Origin of the sequence: Halalkalibacterium halodurans, from assembly GCF_005671335.1 — a bacterium.
Taxonomy (GTDB): Bacteria; Bacillota; Bacilli; order Bacillales; family Bacillaceae_D; genus Halalkalibacterium; species Halalkalibacterium halodurans.
Genome location: NZ_CP040441.1, coordinates 991861 through 1007957, shown reverse-complemented (window position 1 = coordinate 1007957; position 16097 = coordinate 991861). Strand labels below are relative to the sequence as shown.

Here is a 16097-nt window from a genome sequence, read left to right as displayed (position 1 = left end):
GACACTCCTCTGTTGTTTCCTTGCAAAATCGGGTATAAATATAATAAAGGCTTCAAGGAGGAATACACTAGATGGATACAGGAACCCATGTTGTCATGGGGGTTGCCCTCGGTGGCCTTGCTGCGATCGATCCTGCAGTCACCAATGATCCAATGATGAAGTCGACGGTCATGATCGCAACAATCATTGGTTCTCAGGCCCCCGATTTTGATACGATTTTAAAGCTTCGCAATAATGCTGTTTATATACGAAACCACCGCGGTTTGACCCACTCATTGCCCGCCTTGTTCATTTGGCCATTTCTCGTGGCAGGTGGCATTTGGTTATTGTTCCCAGAGTCCGCCTTTTTCACGTTATGGCTATGGTCTTTCATCGCCGTTTTTTTGCACGTTTTTGTTGATATATTTAACGCCTATGGCACTCAAGCCTTACGTCCCATTTCGGATCGCTGGATTGCTCTTGGAGTGATTAACATTTTTGATCCATTTATCTTTTTTGCTCATGTAGTGGCTATTTTTTGTTGGTATCTAGGAACAAACTCTATCCCAACATTTCTACTTCTTTATTTCGTACTCACATGCTACTATGTATGGCGCCTGAAATTAAAACATGAGATCGTGCTCAAAGCAAGGAATCATTACCCAGAAGCGACTCACGTGTTCGTTTCACCGACCCTTCACTGGAACAAGTGGCATGTGGTGATTCGAACGAAGGAGATGCTCTATGTGGCAAGGGTAAAGGATCGTTCGTTTACATTTTACGAGCAATACCCTTTTGAGCCAATTCCAGACATCCCTGTTTTAAATGCCGCACGAAATGACAAAAACTTAGCTGCCTTCTTATCGTTCTCTCCCACCTATCGTTGGGAAATCAACGAACTGGAAGAGGATGTCACGGAAGTTCGGTTTTATGACTTGCGTTACCGCTCGAAAGGCCATTATCCGTTCGTTGCATGCGTACAATTGGATCAAGATTTGAACGTCATTCGCTCTTACACCGGCTGGGTTTTCAGCGAAAAAACGTTACAGAAAAAGCTCGAAATCGTTACTGAGTAATCATTTTTGACACCTTGTAAGAAGCTCCTTGCAAGGTGTTTTAGTGTTAATGTTTTAAGTGATTATCCTTCGATAAAAAGGAAAATTTATGACCGGATGGTTTGTACTGATGCAGATAAGGCCCGTATTGTTCGATCCATTTTAGAACGATTTGCTCGGTCATGTCCTGTCCTTTGTACGTTCTTCCAGCTTTAGCTCGAGTGGATTCAAAATCTTCCCAAAGGCTTTCTACCCATGTTCTCGCTTGCCCGTAGCTTAAATGATTGTTTGCTTTTAACAGTTGTTCGGCTAACCGTTCAAAACGATCTTCCATTACCTTTTCCTCCTTTAACAACAATTTTCGATCATATGACACATCGTTCTCCCTCATACTAAAAAATGAAATCGGATGAAGGAGGCATTTTCATGAGAAACAAAGCACATGGCTTTCCCCATCGGATTTCATTTGACGGTGAACCAGATCGAGCAAAGCATGCTTCCAAACGTGCAAATGGCACAATTAATACGAAGCCGCAGGAGCGAATGCATCAAGCAAATCCTGATCAATAGGTCGCTCAGCTAAGACATGGAGGGATCGACATGGGAAAAGATCGAAAAAACAATCCGTTTTTCTACAGAGATCCATTTCATTCACCGCGAGCTAATCCGAAACATGCGTTCCATCAAGTGAATGGAGAAACGCAGCAAAGTCTTCATAACCACGTCTTAGAGGTAGATACACGAAAACGCACCTAATCACCGTCTTTTATTTCGCTCCAATGCCTCGTATGGCATTGGGGTGCTTTTTCTTTATCCCTCCCTAGACAATTGTTCCCCAAGTAAGGATATCGGCACCGCCTCCAGCTTCGCTTCTTCATTTCGATAGCCCCAAGCGAAACGCCCATTTAAATATGAAATATGAAACGTTTCCTCGTCATTTCCGAGCTTGTAAGTAGCTCCAGGTTTAAAATCGTTCGGGTCCAATAAATAAGCCTTCGCCATAAGCATCTTACGTTCATATACAGCAAACTCATTCATTTGTCCGAGCTGCTCAGCCTTTTTTGCTTTATCATTTAGACTAGAAATTTCTGTTTGTAGCTCAAACTCTGTCATCTCACTATATCGTTTTTCTTCCATTAGACAACCTTCCTCCTCAGTCATTTAAGTACCGTTCAATCATTTCTAACGAGAAGCCTTTTCGATATAAGGCTTGCTTTACTTTTTGCTGCAATTCCCATCCTGCCTTTTTCCCTGCATATTTTCGCATCGCTTTTTCACCAAAGGCTTTTAAAGCTTCCCATTCCTCTTCTTCCTCTTGCTTAATCGGGACATCAGCAAAAGCCTCCTCAATTACAGGAGAGGTATATCCTTTTGCCAGTAACTGCCGTGACAATTTTTGCTTCCACGCTAGAGACGAGCCTTTAAAGGTACGACCCTTTTGCTTTTCAAGCCATGCTTTCACCTGCTCTACTTGTTCTTCATAAGAAAAAGTCGTAAGAGCGCCTTCTATCGTCTTTTCACTCACCCCTTTTTCCGCGAGCTCTTGCTTTAATTTTAATGGGCCCTTTGACGTAGTGGCACGTTTTGTTTGAATGAACGCCTCTGCAAAGGCATGATCGTCGAGTAGCCGTTGCTCGGTTAAGCGGTGAAGCACGTGTTCGATGATAGGCTCCTCTCGATCCTTCTTTTTTAAATACGTACGCACTTCATGAACCGAACGCATCCGATATGACAAATAATGCAAGGCGAGATTGAATGTTTTTTGAACCTCATCTTCGTACAGGATCTGCTTCATTTGCTCCGCATCAATATCTAAGCCTTTTCTTAACCCTTGCTTAATCAATACTTGTTCGTCTACGCTAAAGGCGTATACATCTTGGCCGTTTTGGTGAATAAAAATATTGTACCGCTCATTGTTTCGCTTCTGAACTTCGATTCGGGTAATGATTGCCATCACCCATCATCTCCTTCATTCGTTCTCTTTTCAATGATAGCACGGACTTACCCATTCCTAAAGAACAAGCAAATTTTTTCACATCCAAATGAATCGTAATGGAAAAAAATGATGATGTTGTTTATGTTAATTTTTATTAAAAGCCCTTCCCTTTTTTATAAAATCAAAGTATTATATTAGAGTAATCAGGAGTTATTATGAGTAAACATAAGGAATTTGTACTATAATTCAATGTCAGCACATTATTTCGCTGATTTCAACTAAATACGTTTTGGGAAGGCAATTGGTGCGCCACCAGTTTTTCTGGTTCTAGTGGGTTCGATTCCCACCCCGAATTTATTTGCATCACATGATAAATTCGAGGGTGGACGGCCTATTCGCCCTCGATTAAAGGAGGGCTTTTTAATATGGTGTTAAAAAGACGAGACGTTGCCGATTGTCACGTTTTGTATGATTTGATGATTGACCCAGCTGTTTTTCCATATGTTCGGCAAAAAGCCTATTCTTATGAAGAGTTTGTGTTTTTGACAAAGCAGACGATCGAACTTGAAGAACAAGGCCGTCTCATTTCACGAACGATTGTAGATGAATGGCAGAGCCCGATTGGGGTCATTACGTTATTCGACCTTCAAAATCATCGTGGTTTTTTAGGCACATGGATTGGCAAACCATATTTCGGTAAAGGCTATAACCAGCTTGCGAAGAATGCCTTTTTCACCGAATTGTTTTTTACCCATCAAATAGAGACTGTTTTTATGCGCATTCGTACTGGAAATCGTCGCTCGATTGAAGCGGCAAAAAAGCTGCCTTATTGCTCGCTTGCCAATGATCTTCGCCCAGATTTGTTTCAACAATTAAATCCTGATGGGCACAGATATGATTTATTTCAAGTAGAGCGAGATCACTATCATTTGCACACATTACGCACCGCCAACACACAGCATGAAGCCATGGAAGCATAAAAGAAATGGATAATGTCCCCCACTCCTGTTCACACTAATGAAAACTTCCTTTAGGAGTGAGTATAATGGACAAAAAGCAGCGTATGGCAGAAGGACGGAATCGACTAAAGAAAGCTCAGCAAGTAACATATCAATCCGATTTCAAAGCAGCAGATCGCCAGTTTGAAAACACCAAAAAGTAGTAGGAATATCCGATTCTAGCCTGGTCACACTATGGTGGAAAGCCACTGCAAAAGCTTTCTTTAAGAACCAGGTTAGGAGGAATCTTACGTGGGTAAAAAGAAACGAAATAAAGAGGAATTTGAACAGCAGCAGTATAACGAAGAATTTGCCGATGCGGAAGATTTGGAAGCTGAAGCTCGCGCAAAGGCAGCAAATCAACGGGCGAAAAAAAGAAAAAATAAATAGACTAGGTTGAATGGGCTTCGCTACTGGTGAGGCCCATTTCCTTTGCATTGTAGCTACTTTTACATATTTTTTTCAAAAAATCTGTTTTTTTTACCTTCTTTTCTGCGTTTCACCCCCATCTGTTATAAACATGCTGCAAACCATTGTGACATTAAGGTTTGCCATCTCCTTTACTGGCCTCCATTTCCCTATCTAATTATTCAAACTGTCAGGAAACCATACAATATGGAAGCATTTCATAAGAGCAACGTTCTTAGCGAACGCTATCCCGCTTTAAGCCGATTAACCCTCATTAATCATGATTGAGCTTATTTGCCAATTACACGAGGTCACTTTATGATAAAAAAGAGATTTGAATTGCAGGTTCAATGCAATGAAAAAGCCTTCAAAGGAGGATTCATTATTAACAGTCAAATTGCAACCGCCCCTCCCAAAACGTTGGATACCACAATTACGATAGGAAAACCAACAGTGGAAGATGGCGCGGCCATGTGGGAACTGGTTAACAAGTCAACGCTCGACACGAATTCACCTTACAAGTACATTATGATGTGCGAATACTTTGCGGAAACGTGTGTTGTCGCAAAGGAAAACGAAAGATTGGTCGGATTTGTAACGGCCTTTATTCCACCTGAACACCAAGATGTTATATTTGTTTGGCAAATTGGTGTTGACTCATCACAACGCGGGAAAGGTCTCGCATCCAAATTGCTTCAAGAATTAATTTCACGTGATATCTGTAGCAATGTAAATTATGTTGAGGCAACTGTTACCCCTTCAAATAAAGCTTCACAGGCTTTGTTTCAAAAGCTAGCTCGGGAGTATAACACTCAATGTGAAGTGAGTGAATGTTTCTCTGAAGATTTATTCCCTGGCGATGATCATGAAGCTGAATTAACTTTCCGTATCGGTCCCCTTCACCCGTAAACCTTTCATTTTCTTAACAAGTAAGAATTGTTAAAGGGGTTTTTCGAACGGTCATAATACCTATACCGAGTATCGGTATCTAAATACAAGGAGGAGCTTATTAAACATGAGCCAAACAGATATGAACGTTTTTGAACAATTGGAATCGGAAGTTCGAAGTTATTGCCGTAGCTTTCCAACCGTTTTCACCAAAGCAAAAGGTTATAAAATGTGGGACGAAGCCGGGAAAGAGTACATTGATTTTTTCTCTGGGGCAGGCGCCTTAAACTACGGACATAATGATGAGAAAATGAAAAAAGCGCTTGTGGACTACATTATGGATGACGGAATTACCCATTCTCTCGATATGGCCACAACGCCAAAGGGAAAGTTTTTACAGAAATTTCATGATGTCATTTTAAAACCGAGAAACCTTGATTATAAAGTGATGTTCCCTGGACCTACTGGGACAAATACCGTAGAAAGTGCGTTAAAGCTTGCGCGAAAAGTGACTGGCCGTACGGATATTATTAGCTTTACTAACGGATTTCATGGCATGACGATCGGTTCCTTGTCTGTGACTGGGAACTCATTCAAGCGAAAAGGGGCCGGAATCCCTCTCACGAACGTAGTGACTATGCCTTATGACAATTTTGTCAGTGAAAGCCTTGATACACTCGATTACTTGGAGCGCTTTTTAGAGGATGGCGGTTCAGGTGTTGAAATTCCTGCTGCGATGATCCTTGAAACGGTTCAAGGAGAAGGCGGAATTAATGCCGCTCGTACAGAATGGTTGCAGCGAGTAGAGAAGATTTGCAAACGCTGGGGAATTCTCCTCATTATTGATGACGTTCAAGCTGGAGTGGGACGCACTGGCACGTTCTTTAGCTTTGAAGACGCAGGGATTACACCTGACATCGTATGTTTGTCAAAATCAATCGGTGGCTTTGGGCTTCCGTTAGCGATTACCCTCTTCCGACCTGAGCTAGACATTTGGGCACCAGGTGAACACAACGGAACGTTCCGTGGAAATAACCACGCGTTTGTCACAGCGACCGAAGCCTTGTCTTATTGGGAAGATGATTCCTTCGAAAAAGACATTCAAGAAAAATCAGCAACGATCTCTGATTTCCTTGTTAAGCTCGTAACGGAATACCCTGAAATAAAAGGGGAAGTAAAAGGAAAAGGGTTTATGGTCGGAATCGCGTCTGATGTAGAAGGCTTTGCTTCAAAAGTGACGGAAGAAGCATTTTCCCGCGGTCTCATAATGGAGACTTCAGGTCCGAACGATGAAGTGTTTAAGCTATTCCCGCCACTCACCATCGATGATGAAGGGTTAGAAAAAGGGTTAGCTATCATTGAAGAAAGCATCAAAGCTCTTGTCGAAACCAAAGAGCTTGTCATGCAATAACTTACACGAAAACGAATCGATCCAATAGGAGGAACAGACATGAAAGTCGTTAAATTAGAAGATATCATTGGAACAGAACAAGAAGTTAAAGGGGAGAACTGGACGAGTCGCAGACTGCTCTTAAAAAAAGATGGAATGGGCTATTCCGTCCATGACACTATCATTAAAGCAGGGACAGAAACGCACATTTGGTATCAGAACCACCTCGAAGCCGTGTACTGCATCGAAGGCGAAGGTGAAGTTGAGACAGTCAAAGACGGCAAAGTGTGGCCGATTAAGGCGAATGAAATTTACGCACTTGATGAGCACGACGAACATTTGCTACGCGCCAAAACCGATATGCGTATGGTTTGCGTCTTTAACCCACCAATTACAGGGAAAGAGACCCATGATGAAAATGGTGTGTATCCGCTAGTCGACGACGAATAATGAGAAAAGGACGTAAGCCTGAGGCTTGCGTCCTTTTCCCCTTTATATTGTTAATGGAGCAAGACGGGTTTGAATTTGATGTCTTCTTTTTCAACACCCATCTGTTCAAGAAATTCATACACATCTTCTAAAGACGTCACAGGGTAACTCGTTTGACATAAGTGCGATGATTTCTCGAGATTGGCCATAAATGCTGCTTTGTCCTTGATTTTACTTTCAAACATGGTCATCACTTTAATCACTTCTTCGTCCTTTTCAAAAGCTAATAGACCACTATTTTCATTGAAATATACGATAAGTGGAACGTTCGTATAAGGGTGCAGGAAGTGAGCTTTGTATAGTTTCATCTTATCATCCCTCCCTAGCCTCTCTTTTTATCGTATAAAATGAATGACAAGAAAGCAACAAAATGCCCTCGTTTTTTTTCCGTTGACTGTTGCAGTTAGTGTCCTCGTTCAAAAGAGCAAAAGGAGGAGGCCACGTGACCTCCCCCCTCTAGTTATAAAGGCGACTATTCCCATGGTATTTTTTATTGTATGCTGGTATGCTTACCCGGCCTGTGCGAATATCGTTATTCACAATCGCCAATAAGCTTCCACACGCCCCACTCACCTGTTGTTCCCGGCTCTTCACCTGTCGTCCACCATTTCGCTTCATACAGCTTCCCTCCATGCTGAACTTGGTCTCCGCCTGTATACACATTGTTTGCCTGCCATGTCGGAGCAGTACACCCGTCACCGCCAGTTTCAGATTTCGTTGTGACTTGGAGAGCTTGACCCGCATGACGGATTCCGTCTTTATGTTCAGCAGAAACGACAAACGTATACGTCGTTTCAGGCTGCAAATCCTCGATCGTAATCGTTGTATGAGTGGTCGTTTTTTCTTTTGAATCGTAGGCTACCGAGTATTGCGTTGGCTCTTCGGTCGGTGCCTGCCACGTAAGAGTAACAGTTGTTGACGTAACCTCAGTCGCCTGAATGTTAGTCGGTGCTAAAGAAGGCTCTTCTGGTTCTTGCCCTTCATCTGGGGTAAAGCCAAGCTGATCCGCTAATGCCGTAAGTAGCGTTCCGTTACGATCACCGCTCACATCCCAAAACATGGAGCCTGCTAGATTATTAGATTTAATAAAATCGGTCTTGTATCGGAAAGACTCTTCATCATCATAGGTGATAAAGTTACCATTTGTTGCATTATATAAGAAAGGAACCTTCGCTACATCGTTCCAATACCGCTGGTAGCCATTCTTGTTAATATAATGATCCTCAAGATCAGAAAAATCGAAGACACCGTTTTCCCATGTTCCTTCACGCGGAGGAGCGCAGCGCTGATACTCGCCTTGATTGGCCCCATCGCAGTTGCTCCATCCCCTACCGTAAAAAGGCATGCCTAATACGAGTTTATGTTCTGGCACCCCAGCTTGTAAGTGCCCTTCAACAGCGCTTTCAACATTAAAATGTTCTGGCGTCGGCAACTCCGTATTTGCAGTAGCTGGATCATAGTAAAGCGGGGCGTTATGACCGCTAATGTTTTGCCAGCCACCGTTAAAATCATAGGTCATGATGTTGATCCAATCAACAATCTCAGCAATTTCATTGAGCTTATTGTTTTCCACATATCCAGGGCTAGCACCTGAAGCGATCGTCAATAAATAGTCTTTGCCGTCCTCCTGCCCCGCCTCATCTAATTTGTCTCGCACCTCTTGTAAGAGCAGGACGTGATTTTCTTTATCCTCTGGACGACGGCTATTTCCGGGAAGACCTCCACTCACTGGATACTCCCAATCAACATCGACACCGTCAAACCCGTATTTACGAATAAACTCGACGGCTGAATTCGCGAAGTTTTCTCTCGTCTCTTTCGTTGCCGCCATGTCAGAGAAACGGTTAGACCATGTCCACCCACCGACTGAAATTAACGTTTTTAAATGAGGATGCTCCTCTTTTAATTTGTTCAGCTGCTTAAAATTCCCACGAAGTGGCTCGTCCCATGTATCACCTGGGTTTGACTTTTGTGCATCAATCCAAGGATCTCCCATAACAATCGAACCATTTGGAACATCAATCACTCCATTTTCATCTTGACACGACCATGTTTGCGGATTAGGTCCTGCCGGATCTGGATTTCCATGCCTCCCGTCCCAGCAAATATTTGCGAAGGCATAGTTTATATGACTAATCTTAGACGCATCAATGTCCCACACTTGGTAATCACGGCCATAAGCTCCCCATGAAGGATAGTAGGCGACAATTTTGTATTGGTCGTCCGACGTTTCAGCTGCACCTACAACCTGATCAGCTGGCATCCATGTGACCACTAGTAAAACAGTGACGATCCATATGAGCAGTTTCCCCATTCGTTTACGAAACCCCATTCATCTCTTCCTCCTCATCAATTTTTATTTGTAGTAACAAAATTAAAAATAAAAGTTACTACTAAAACGATCATAAATGTAATAACAAATATGTTCAATATTATTATTAGAATCTTTAGAAAATAGTTCCCTTTATCTATAAAGAAAATATCTTTTTTACTAGTTTTATTGTTAGATTTGCGAAAACATGCGGTGGTCATTTGTGTGAATTTTGTCCTGTTATAACCTTTGATGATTCTATTTGATACTTATTTTTTAGAAAATGTTATAATGAACGTGAACAATAATCATACTGATTGATAGTCATTTAATCGACCGAAAGGAGTCACAGCGGACGTGAATAAAAAAAACATTGATCAATCTCTACACTCCTATGTTAAAAATGAGTTAGTTAACGCCATACAACAAGGGGTTTATCCAGTTAAATCTCAATTGCCGACAGAGGCTGAACTATGCCAAATGTACGACGTTAGTCGAACAACGATTCGAAATGCATTACAACAACTCGTAATCGATGGCTATGTAGAGAGAATTCAAGGAAAAGGAACCTTCGTCGCAAGCCGCAGAGTAAAGCAAACGTTATCTGCAACCGAAGGAAATTATAGTGAACAGCTACGCCTGCAAGGGAAAAAACCGAAAATACAAGTAATTGATTTAACTGTTGTTCCATCTGATGAGCTTTTGTCGGCTATGCTGGAAATTGACGAAAATGAACCTGTCCACCGCCTTGAACGTATTCGTTATGCAGACGACGCCCCTCTACAATATGAAATTTCTTATTTGCCTTGGCGCAAAACGACTTGGTTAACGAAAGAAGGCTGTGAACACTCTCTCTATCAATTGCTGCAAAGTCATCCTGATCTATCATTAGCAAAGACGAAAGAGCATTTGCATATCGTCCTCGCTGATGAAGAAGTCGCTGAAAAGCTATCAATCTCTATTGGAGATCCTTGTATTCAAATTGAAACCCATGCGTACTTAGCGGACGATACAAAGATCGAGTATTCCATTGCTTATTTTCACGGTGAAAAGGCGAGCTTTACGATCGAACGAAACTACCAAAAACCGACTCAGACGTCATAAGTCAGAGTCGGTTTCGTTGATTATATAAGGGTGACATCTTCGGCTAGCTTAATCCTTGTTAAAATTTCAAATTCTTTCAAACGGCCTTCCACATAAGAAGAATGCTGTCTCAACACTTCGTCAATGTATGCTGGATGACACATGATTTCTATCGTTCCGTCATACGCTTTAAACTTTTCATAGAGCTCAATGAAATACTTCTCCTTTACACCCTCTCCGTAGAAGCCTGCATCAATGACATCAGACCAAAGCCTAACCCCGTTTGGTGGATTTCGAAATCCAGTTCGCACAGGGAGGTCATATTTTTGCGCAAGCCGTTTGATCACGGGAATGATCGGCTCCCACGTGTGGATGTGGTGATGGCTATCGAGATGAGACGGTGTCATCCCTCGTTTATAAAACTGTTGAATTTGCGCCTCCCACTCAGCTTCCACTTCTTCTTCGCTCAATCCATGTTCTTTTAATAACGGATATTGGCTCGTAAGGCGAAATTCCCCTTGGGGATTGATTAATGTAGGGCAGTCGGTTGTTATCGGTGCACCGCAGCTTAACGTTAAATGAACCCCAACCTTTAGCTTAGGATACTTCTCCATTAATTGAAACGCGTGATTAGTTGCGGGCATGTTCGTCAGCATCGTCGTGGACGTTACGATGCCTAGCTCGTGAGCATCAACAATTCCATAGTTTACGCCACGTGATAATCCGAAATCATCTGCATTGACAATCAGTTTCACGGTGTAGTCCCCCCTCTAAGTTTCCCTCTTATTATACCATAAAATTGTCATTACGTATAAAAAGGGAAATAAAAATAAGTAACTACAATTAATAATTGATTAGTAATAACAAATATGATATATATGTACTAGAGGAAGCGTTTTCTTTTGTTATTGAAGGAGGAGAAAAAATGTCACTTAAAGTGGTTATCATCGGTGGAGGTTCCAGCTATACCCCCGAAATTATTGAAGGATTGATCACACGGTATGATCAGATACCTGTTCGTGAAATTGTTCTTGTTGACATCGAAGCCGGGGCAAAAAAAGTCGCGATTATCGAAGCTCTATCTAGGAGAATGATCGAAAATTCAGGTTATCCGATCCATGTTCACAGCTCATTTGACCTACGGGCATCCTTAGAAGGCGCAGATTTTGTGACGACACAAATCCGTGTCGGTGGACTGGAAGCAAGGGAAAAGGATGAGCGCATTCCGTTAAAGCACGGATTGATCGGGCAGGAAACGAATGGAGCTGGTGGAGTCTTTAAAGCGTTTCGCACAATCCCTGTTTTGCTTGAAATTGCCCAAGCGATTCACGACATTTGTCCCCAAGCTTGGATGATCAATTTTACTAACCCAGCGGGAATTGTGACAGAGGCCTTACTGCACCATAGTCCACACAAAAAAGTTGTTGGTGTATGCAATATCCCATTTAATATGAGGACTGGAATTGCCGAAATGTTTTCCTGCCCTGTCGAACAAGTGGAGATTGAGTTTATTGGCATGAATCATTTTGTGTTCGGAAAAAGGGTGTTTATTCGCGGCGAAGACCGGACGACCGAAGCATTAGCGAAACTAACGGAAGACAAGGTCGATTACTCTCCAGCAAACATTGTCTCTCTTGGGTGGTCTAAGGCGTTTGTCACAGCGCTCCAGCTGCTGCCAAACCCTTATCATTTATATTATTTCCAAACAGAGGAGGTGTTAAAAAAGGATCTCGATGCTTTTAGAAACAATGGAACGAGGGCTGAAATCGTCAAGCAAGTAGAAGATTCGCTTTTTCTGACGTACCAAAATCCATCATTATCAGAAAAACCGAAAGAGCTTGAGCAGCGCGGTGGCGCCTACTATAGTGAAGCGGCGTGCAACTTAATGGAAAGTCTCTATACGAACAAACAGGACATTCAGACTGTGAACACACTTAATAACGGAAGTATCCGAGATTTACCGGATGATGCGGTCGTTGAGATTAATGCTGTCATTACAAAAGACGGCCCAAGACCGCTTGCGATTGGAAAGATTCCACCACATATTAAAGGGTTAATCGGGCACATGAAAACGTTCGAACAGCTTGTTATCAAAGCTGCCCTATCCGGTGATTATTACGACGCTTACAATGCCCTCATCATGAATCCTCTTGTCGCTGACGAAAAAAAGGCAAAGGTCGTCCTAGACGAATTGCTAGATGCTCATAAAGAGCACTTACCCCAATTTTATCGTAAGGGAGCTGTTATTTAATGAATCCAGTGATGCAGTGGATGGAGAAGCATTTTATTCCGGTTGCCGGGCGGATCGGGTCACAACGTCACTTAGTTGCCGTTCGCGATGGCTTTGTCGCCATTATGCCGTTAATTATTATAGGATCGTTTGCCGTATTAATTAACAACTTGCCGATTGAGTTTTTTCAAAACTTTATGCTGAACACGTTTGGTGAAGGCTGGAAAACGCTAGGAGGGAACATATGGGATGGATCATTCGCCGTTCTTTCTTTGCTTGTTGTAGCAGGGATTAGCTATAACTTGGCTAAATCTTATGATGTGGATGCTCTATCTGCTGCACTTCTCGCTGTCGCTTGCTATATCATTTTCACACCGACGACGGACGATTGGGGGCTTTCATATGCTTGGACCGGATCGCAAGGGTTGTTTGTTGGTGTTTTGACCGCTATCGTGGTGACTGAACTTTTCCGTCTCTTATATCAATCAAAGTTTACAATTAAGATGCCTGAAGGGGTTCCGAGCGGTGTCGTCAAATCCTTCCGCGCCTTAATCCCAGCTACTGTTATACTCATCCTTGTTTCTGGTTTGCAGATGCTTATTGCTGCAATAACAGACGGCAGCATTCATGAACTCGTCTTTACCGTTATCCAACAACCGTTACAAGTGTTAGGGAACACGCTACCTGCCGCGCTTATCATTACATTTTTAAATCAGCTCCTTTGGTTTTTTGGCTTACACGGCACGAACATTTTAGGACCTGTGATCGATTCAATCTATCTCCCTTTACTTGAAGAAAACATTAGCTTGTTTGCTCAAGGCACAAGTGCAGCCGATGTTCCATACATCGTCACAAAACCATTTCTTGATGCGTATGTTTTCATGGGAGGATCGGGAACGACGCTTGCCTTAATCGCTGCGATTTTCCTTGTATCCGCTTCAAAACATTATCGAACGATTGGAAAGCTATCAGCACCTGCGGGGATTTTTAATATTAATGAGCCTGTTCTTTTCGGATTGCCTGTTGTGTTAAACCCTGTCATGTTCATTCCGTTTTTAACGATTCCGGTTCTTTTAACACTAACGTCGTATCTGGCCATTGCTATAGGACTCGTTCCTAAGACGGTCGCCCTTGTTCCTTGGACGACTCCGCCCCTCATTAGCGGTTATCTCGTGACAGGAGGCTCATTCGCCGGCGTTGTTTTGCAGCTTTTTAACATTACGCTCGCTACTGCCCTTTACATTCCATTTATAAAAGCAGCGATGAGAGCCGAACAGAGAAATTTTCATAACGAAGGAGATAAAGCCGATGCCAACACAACAAAAGCCTCTTGAAGAAATTGCCTTTCAAATCATTCTTCATTCAGGGAATGCTCGCTCATGTGCCATGGAAGGCATTCAATTAGCAAAAGCAGGAAAATTCGCTGCAGCACGAGAACGTATGGAGCAAGCAGATAAGGAATTTCATGAAGCCCATCATGCTCAGACGAGCTTACTTCAACAGGAAGCAAGTGGTGATGCCGTCTCCCCTTCCCTGCTCTTGATCCATGCCCAAGATCATTTAATGACCTCGATGACGACGAAAGACCTTTGTCTAGAGATCATCGAGCTTCACGAAAAAGTCGATAAGGAGTGTGAATAGAAATGAAAATTTTACTCGTTTGTTCTGCAGGAATGTCCACAAGTATACTCGTAGATAAGATGAGGAAGGCTGCCGAAGTTCAAGGAATTGAAGCAACCATTGATGCGACGGCCGAATCTGGACTCGCAAATGAGCTCGGAACGACAAACATCATTTTAATCGGACCGCAAGTTCGTTATTTAGAAAGTAAAATTAAGAGCAAGGCCGAACCACATGGTATTAAAGTGGCTATCATTGATTCAATGGCGTATGGGACGATGAATGGGGAAAAAGTGTTGCAGCAGGCGTTAGCCTTGTGAAAAGATGAGAGCTGTCCACATATGGGCAGCTCTTTGATTAGAAAACAATTTTTTGACAAACGGTACAATTCCTTTTACTATTAGCATCATAAGACATTTTACCAATGCATAAGGTAAATTTGAGGAAGGAGGGAATTTTTTTGCCCAATCAACCGTTGAAAAACCCTGGAATTGCTGCCGTGTTAAGTGCTCTTTGGTCCGGATTTGGCCAAATCTATAACGGACAAATAGGAAAAGGCATTTTATTTATTATTATTCAAGCGATCAATGGACTTTTATTTTTCGTTCTCATTGGTTTCATTACGTGGCCAATCATGTGGATTTGGGGAGTCGTAGATGCTTATCGATCCGCCGAACGCTACAATCGAATGTATTCCGATCATTAGACTACTAGACTTGTCACACTCCATCGTGACAAGTCTAGTTTTTTATGAGCGCTTTTAAGCTTGAAGCGCTCGATTCGTTTCTTCTAAAAAAGTGCCGATGGACTGATCTTGAATGACTAGGTCAGCTAATGGGTCCAAAGGTGTCTCATCATGGTTTACGATCACGAGCTTTGCCCCGCATTCTTTGGCGATTTTCGGAAAGAGATTAGCTGGGGAAACAACAAGAGAGGACCCTAACACGAGGAACAAATCGGCCTCCTTCGTATGGCGCTCTGCTAAAGCAAGCGTGTCCGTATTTAACATTTCACCGAATAGCACAACCGCCGGACGGATAAAGCCTCCACACGAGCAATATGGTTCGTTGGTGATGTACCGAGCCACATCATATCTCTGTCCGCATGCGACACAGTATGAGCGCTGAATTGACCCATGAAGAGGAAGTACCACTTCGCTTCCTGCCTGCTCGTGAAGCCCATCGGTATTTTGCGTAATAATAGAGGTGATTGGGAGTTCTTTTTCCCATGCAGCTAACACGTCATAGCCTTTATGAGGGCGCACACCTTGAAGTCCTTCGATTCGCATCCGGTAAAAGTCAATAAATGCTTCTCGATTATGGTCCATTGCGTCTACGCTTGCTAACGCCTCAGGTTTTTTCCCTTGCCACAAGCCACGGCTTGAACGAAAGTCAGGAACCCCGCTTTCCGTACTCATTCCCGCACCAGTAAAAATGACAATTTTCTTTGCTTCGGTTAACCATGTTGTAAGCAAATCTAAGCCACCTCCAAATGATTGTATGAATGACTCTAAATTCCTAACACCAATTGTCAGTGTTTGTTGTCCAACTCATTATGTACTTTTAACTCAAATATGAAGGAATTTTCATTCGTTTTTCTGATAACTAGTGCTTAAAAAGAGACAGTCGGTGCTTTACCCTTTATTATGAGCGCTATTCATTCTCATTTTCAATTATTAATTGTAAATGACTTGCATAGTATTGAGAAGGA

The 16097-nt window shown here is 42.5% G+C and carries 22 protein-coding genes; 15 read left to right on the top strand and 7 right to left on the bottom strand.

What is annotated here, in order from left to right:
• Positions 1–71: 71 nt before the first annotated feature.
• Positions 72–1055: a metal-dependent hydrolase gene (locus FED51_RS04880; protein WP_053432592.1), complete on the top strand. Its 984-nt coding sequence runs from the start codon at positions 72–74 to the stop codon at positions 1053–1055.
• A 46-nt stretch (positions 1056–1101) separates the two neighbouring features.
• Here the strand turns inward: FED51_RS04880 and FED51_RS04875 are convergent, their stop codons facing one another.
• A complete protein-coding gene (locus FED51_RS04875) occupies positions 1102–1368 on the bottom strand; it encodes a YfhJ family protein (protein WP_010897100.1) in 267 nt (88 codons plus the stop codon).
• Positions 1369–1460: 92 nt separating this feature from the next.
• Here FED51_RS04875 and sspK point away from each other — a divergent pair, with 92 nt between their 5' ends.
• A complete protein-coding gene (sspK, locus tag FED51_RS04870) occupies positions 1461–1604 on the top strand; it encodes a small, acid-soluble spore protein K (RefSeq protein WP_010897099.1) in 144 nt (47 codons plus the stop codon).
• Positions 1605–1634: 30 nt separating this feature from the next.
• Positions 1635–1790, top strand: coding sequence for a YpzG family protein (locus FED51_RS04865; RefSeq protein WP_010897098.1), 156 nt, complete (start codon positions 1635–1637; stop codon positions 1788–1790).
• Positions 1791–1844: 54 nt separating this feature from the next.
• Here FED51_RS04865 and FED51_RS04860 read toward each other — a convergent pair whose 3' ends face one another.
• Together FED51_RS04860 and recX are read right to left on the bottom strand one after the other, a co-directional pair.
• Complete coding sequence (locus FED51_RS04860; RefSeq protein ID WP_053432591.1) at positions 1845–2171, bottom strand: YfhH family protein; 327 nt, start codon at positions 2169–2171, stop codon at positions 1845–1847.
• A gap of 16 nt (positions 2172–2187) precedes the next feature.
• Positions 2188–2988, bottom strand: a complete 801-nt coding sequence (gene recX, locus FED51_RS04855; protein ID WP_053432590.1) for a recombination regulator RecX — start codon at positions 2986–2988, stop codon at positions 2188–2190.
• Positions 2989–3398: 410 nt separating this feature from the next.
• On the opposite strand from recX, the gene FED51_RS04850 reads away from it, so the two are divergent.
• The 6 genes from FED51_RS04850 (at position 3399) to FED51_RS04830 (ending at position 7104) form a co-directional block, all read left to right on the top strand.
• The gene (locus FED51_RS04850) at positions 3399–3950 is read left to right on the top strand and encodes a GNAT family N-acetyltransferase (protein ID WP_041821274.1); all 552 of its coding nucleotides are present in this window, start codon (positions 3399–3401) and stop codon (positions 3948–3950) included.
• 65 nt (positions 3951–4015) lie between these two features.
• Entirely contained in the window at positions 4016–4132 is a 117-nt protein-coding gene (locus FED51_RS04845) for a YfhE family protein (protein ID WP_010897094.1), read from the top strand.
• Positions 4133–4220: 88 nt separating this feature from the next.
• The gene (locus FED51_RS21030; protein WP_010897093.1) at positions 4221–4358 is read left to right on the top strand and encodes a hypothetical protein; all 138 of its coding nucleotides are present in this window, start codon (positions 4221–4223) and stop codon (positions 4356–4358) included.
• A gap of 357 nt (positions 4359–4715) precedes the next feature.
• Complete coding sequence (gene ectA, locus FED51_RS04840; RefSeq protein WP_010897092.1) at positions 4716–5285, top strand: diaminobutyrate acetyltransferase; 570 nt, start codon at positions 4716–4718, stop codon at positions 5283–5285.
• 106 nt (positions 5286–5391) lie between these two features.
• Complete coding sequence (gene ectB / locus FED51_RS04835; protein ID WP_010897091.1) at positions 5392–6675, top strand: diaminobutyrate--2-oxoglutarate transaminase; 1284 nt, start codon at positions 5392–5394, stop codon at positions 6673–6675.
• 39 nt (positions 6676–6714) lie between these two features.
• The gene (locus tag FED51_RS04830) at positions 6715–7104 is read left to right on the top strand and encodes an ectoine synthase (RefSeq protein ID WP_053432589.1); all 390 of its coding nucleotides are present in this window, start codon (positions 6715–6717) and stop codon (positions 7102–7104) included.
• 50 nt (positions 7105–7154) lie between these two features.
• Here FED51_RS04830 and FED51_RS04825 read toward each other — a convergent pair whose 3' ends face one another.
• Both FED51_RS04825 and FED51_RS04820 read right to left on the bottom strand, forming a co-directional pair.
• Positions 7155–7451 carry a hypothetical protein gene (locus FED51_RS04825; protein ID WP_010897089.1) on the bottom strand — a complete coding sequence of 99 codons (297 nt, stop codon included), beginning with the start codon at positions 7449–7451 and terminating at the stop codon, positions 7155–7157.
• 224 nt (positions 7452–7675) lie between these two features.
• Entirely contained in the window at positions 7676–9406 is a 1731-nt protein-coding gene (locus tag FED51_RS04820; protein ID WP_233443907.1) for a glycosyl hydrolase family 18 protein, read from the bottom strand.
• Positions 9407–9811: 405 nt separating this feature from the next.
• Between FED51_RS04820 and FED51_RS04815 the strand changes: the two genes are divergently transcribed.
• Positions 9812–10558: a GntR family transcriptional regulator gene (locus tag FED51_RS04815; RefSeq protein WP_010897087.1), complete on the top strand. Its 747-nt coding sequence runs from the start codon at positions 9812–9814 to the stop codon at positions 10556–10558.
• A gap of 20 nt (positions 10559–10578) precedes the next feature.
• Here the strand turns inward: FED51_RS04815 and chbG are convergent, their stop codons facing one another.
• A complete protein-coding gene (gene chbG / locus FED51_RS04810) occupies positions 10579–11292 on the bottom strand; it encodes a chitin disaccharide deacetylase (RefSeq protein ID WP_053432587.1) in 714 nt (237 codons plus the stop codon).
• 170 nt (positions 11293–11462) lie between these two features.
• Between chbG and FED51_RS04805 the strand changes: the two genes are divergently transcribed.
• From FED51_RS04805 to FED51_RS04785, 5 genes are all read left to right on the top strand, one after another.
• Positions 11463–12788, top strand: a complete 1326-nt coding sequence (locus FED51_RS04805) for a 6-phospho-beta-glucosidase (RefSeq protein WP_053432586.1) — start codon at positions 11463–11465, stop codon at positions 12786–12788.
• Complete coding sequence (gene celB, locus FED51_RS04800; RefSeq protein ID WP_175414304.1) at positions 12788–14101, top strand: PTS cellobiose transporter subunit IIC; 1314 nt, start codon at positions 12788–12790, stop codon at positions 14099–14101. The genes FED51_RS04805 and celB overlap by 1 nt, the downstream gene beginning before the upstream one ends.
• Positions 14076–14408 (top strand): PTS lactose/cellobiose transporter subunit IIA, encoded by a 333-nt coding sequence (locus FED51_RS04795; protein ID WP_053432585.1) that lies wholly within the window; start codon positions 14076–14078, stop codon positions 14406–14408. The genes celB and FED51_RS04795 overlap by 26 nt, the downstream gene beginning before the upstream one ends.
• Positions 14409–14410: 2 nt before the next feature.
• Positions 14411–14707 carry a PTS sugar transporter subunit IIB gene (locus tag FED51_RS04790; RefSeq protein WP_053432584.1) on the top strand — a complete coding sequence of 99 codons (297 nt, stop codon included), beginning with the start codon at positions 14411–14413 and terminating at the stop codon, positions 14705–14707.
• Between the two features lie 104 nt (positions 14708–14811).
• Positions 14812–15093 (top strand): TM2 domain-containing protein, encoded by a 282-nt coding sequence (locus tag FED51_RS04785; protein ID WP_050768961.1) that lies wholly within the window; start codon positions 14812–14814, stop codon positions 15091–15093.
• 54 nt (positions 15094–15147) lie between these two features.
• On the opposite strand, the gene FED51_RS04780 is transcribed toward FED51_RS04785, so the two are convergent.
• Positions 15148–15861 (bottom strand): SIR2 family NAD-dependent protein deacylase, encoded by a 714-nt coding sequence (locus tag FED51_RS04780; protein WP_053432583.1) that lies wholly within the window; start codon positions 15859–15861, stop codon positions 15148–15150.
• Positions 15862–16097: the final 236 nt, after the last annotated feature.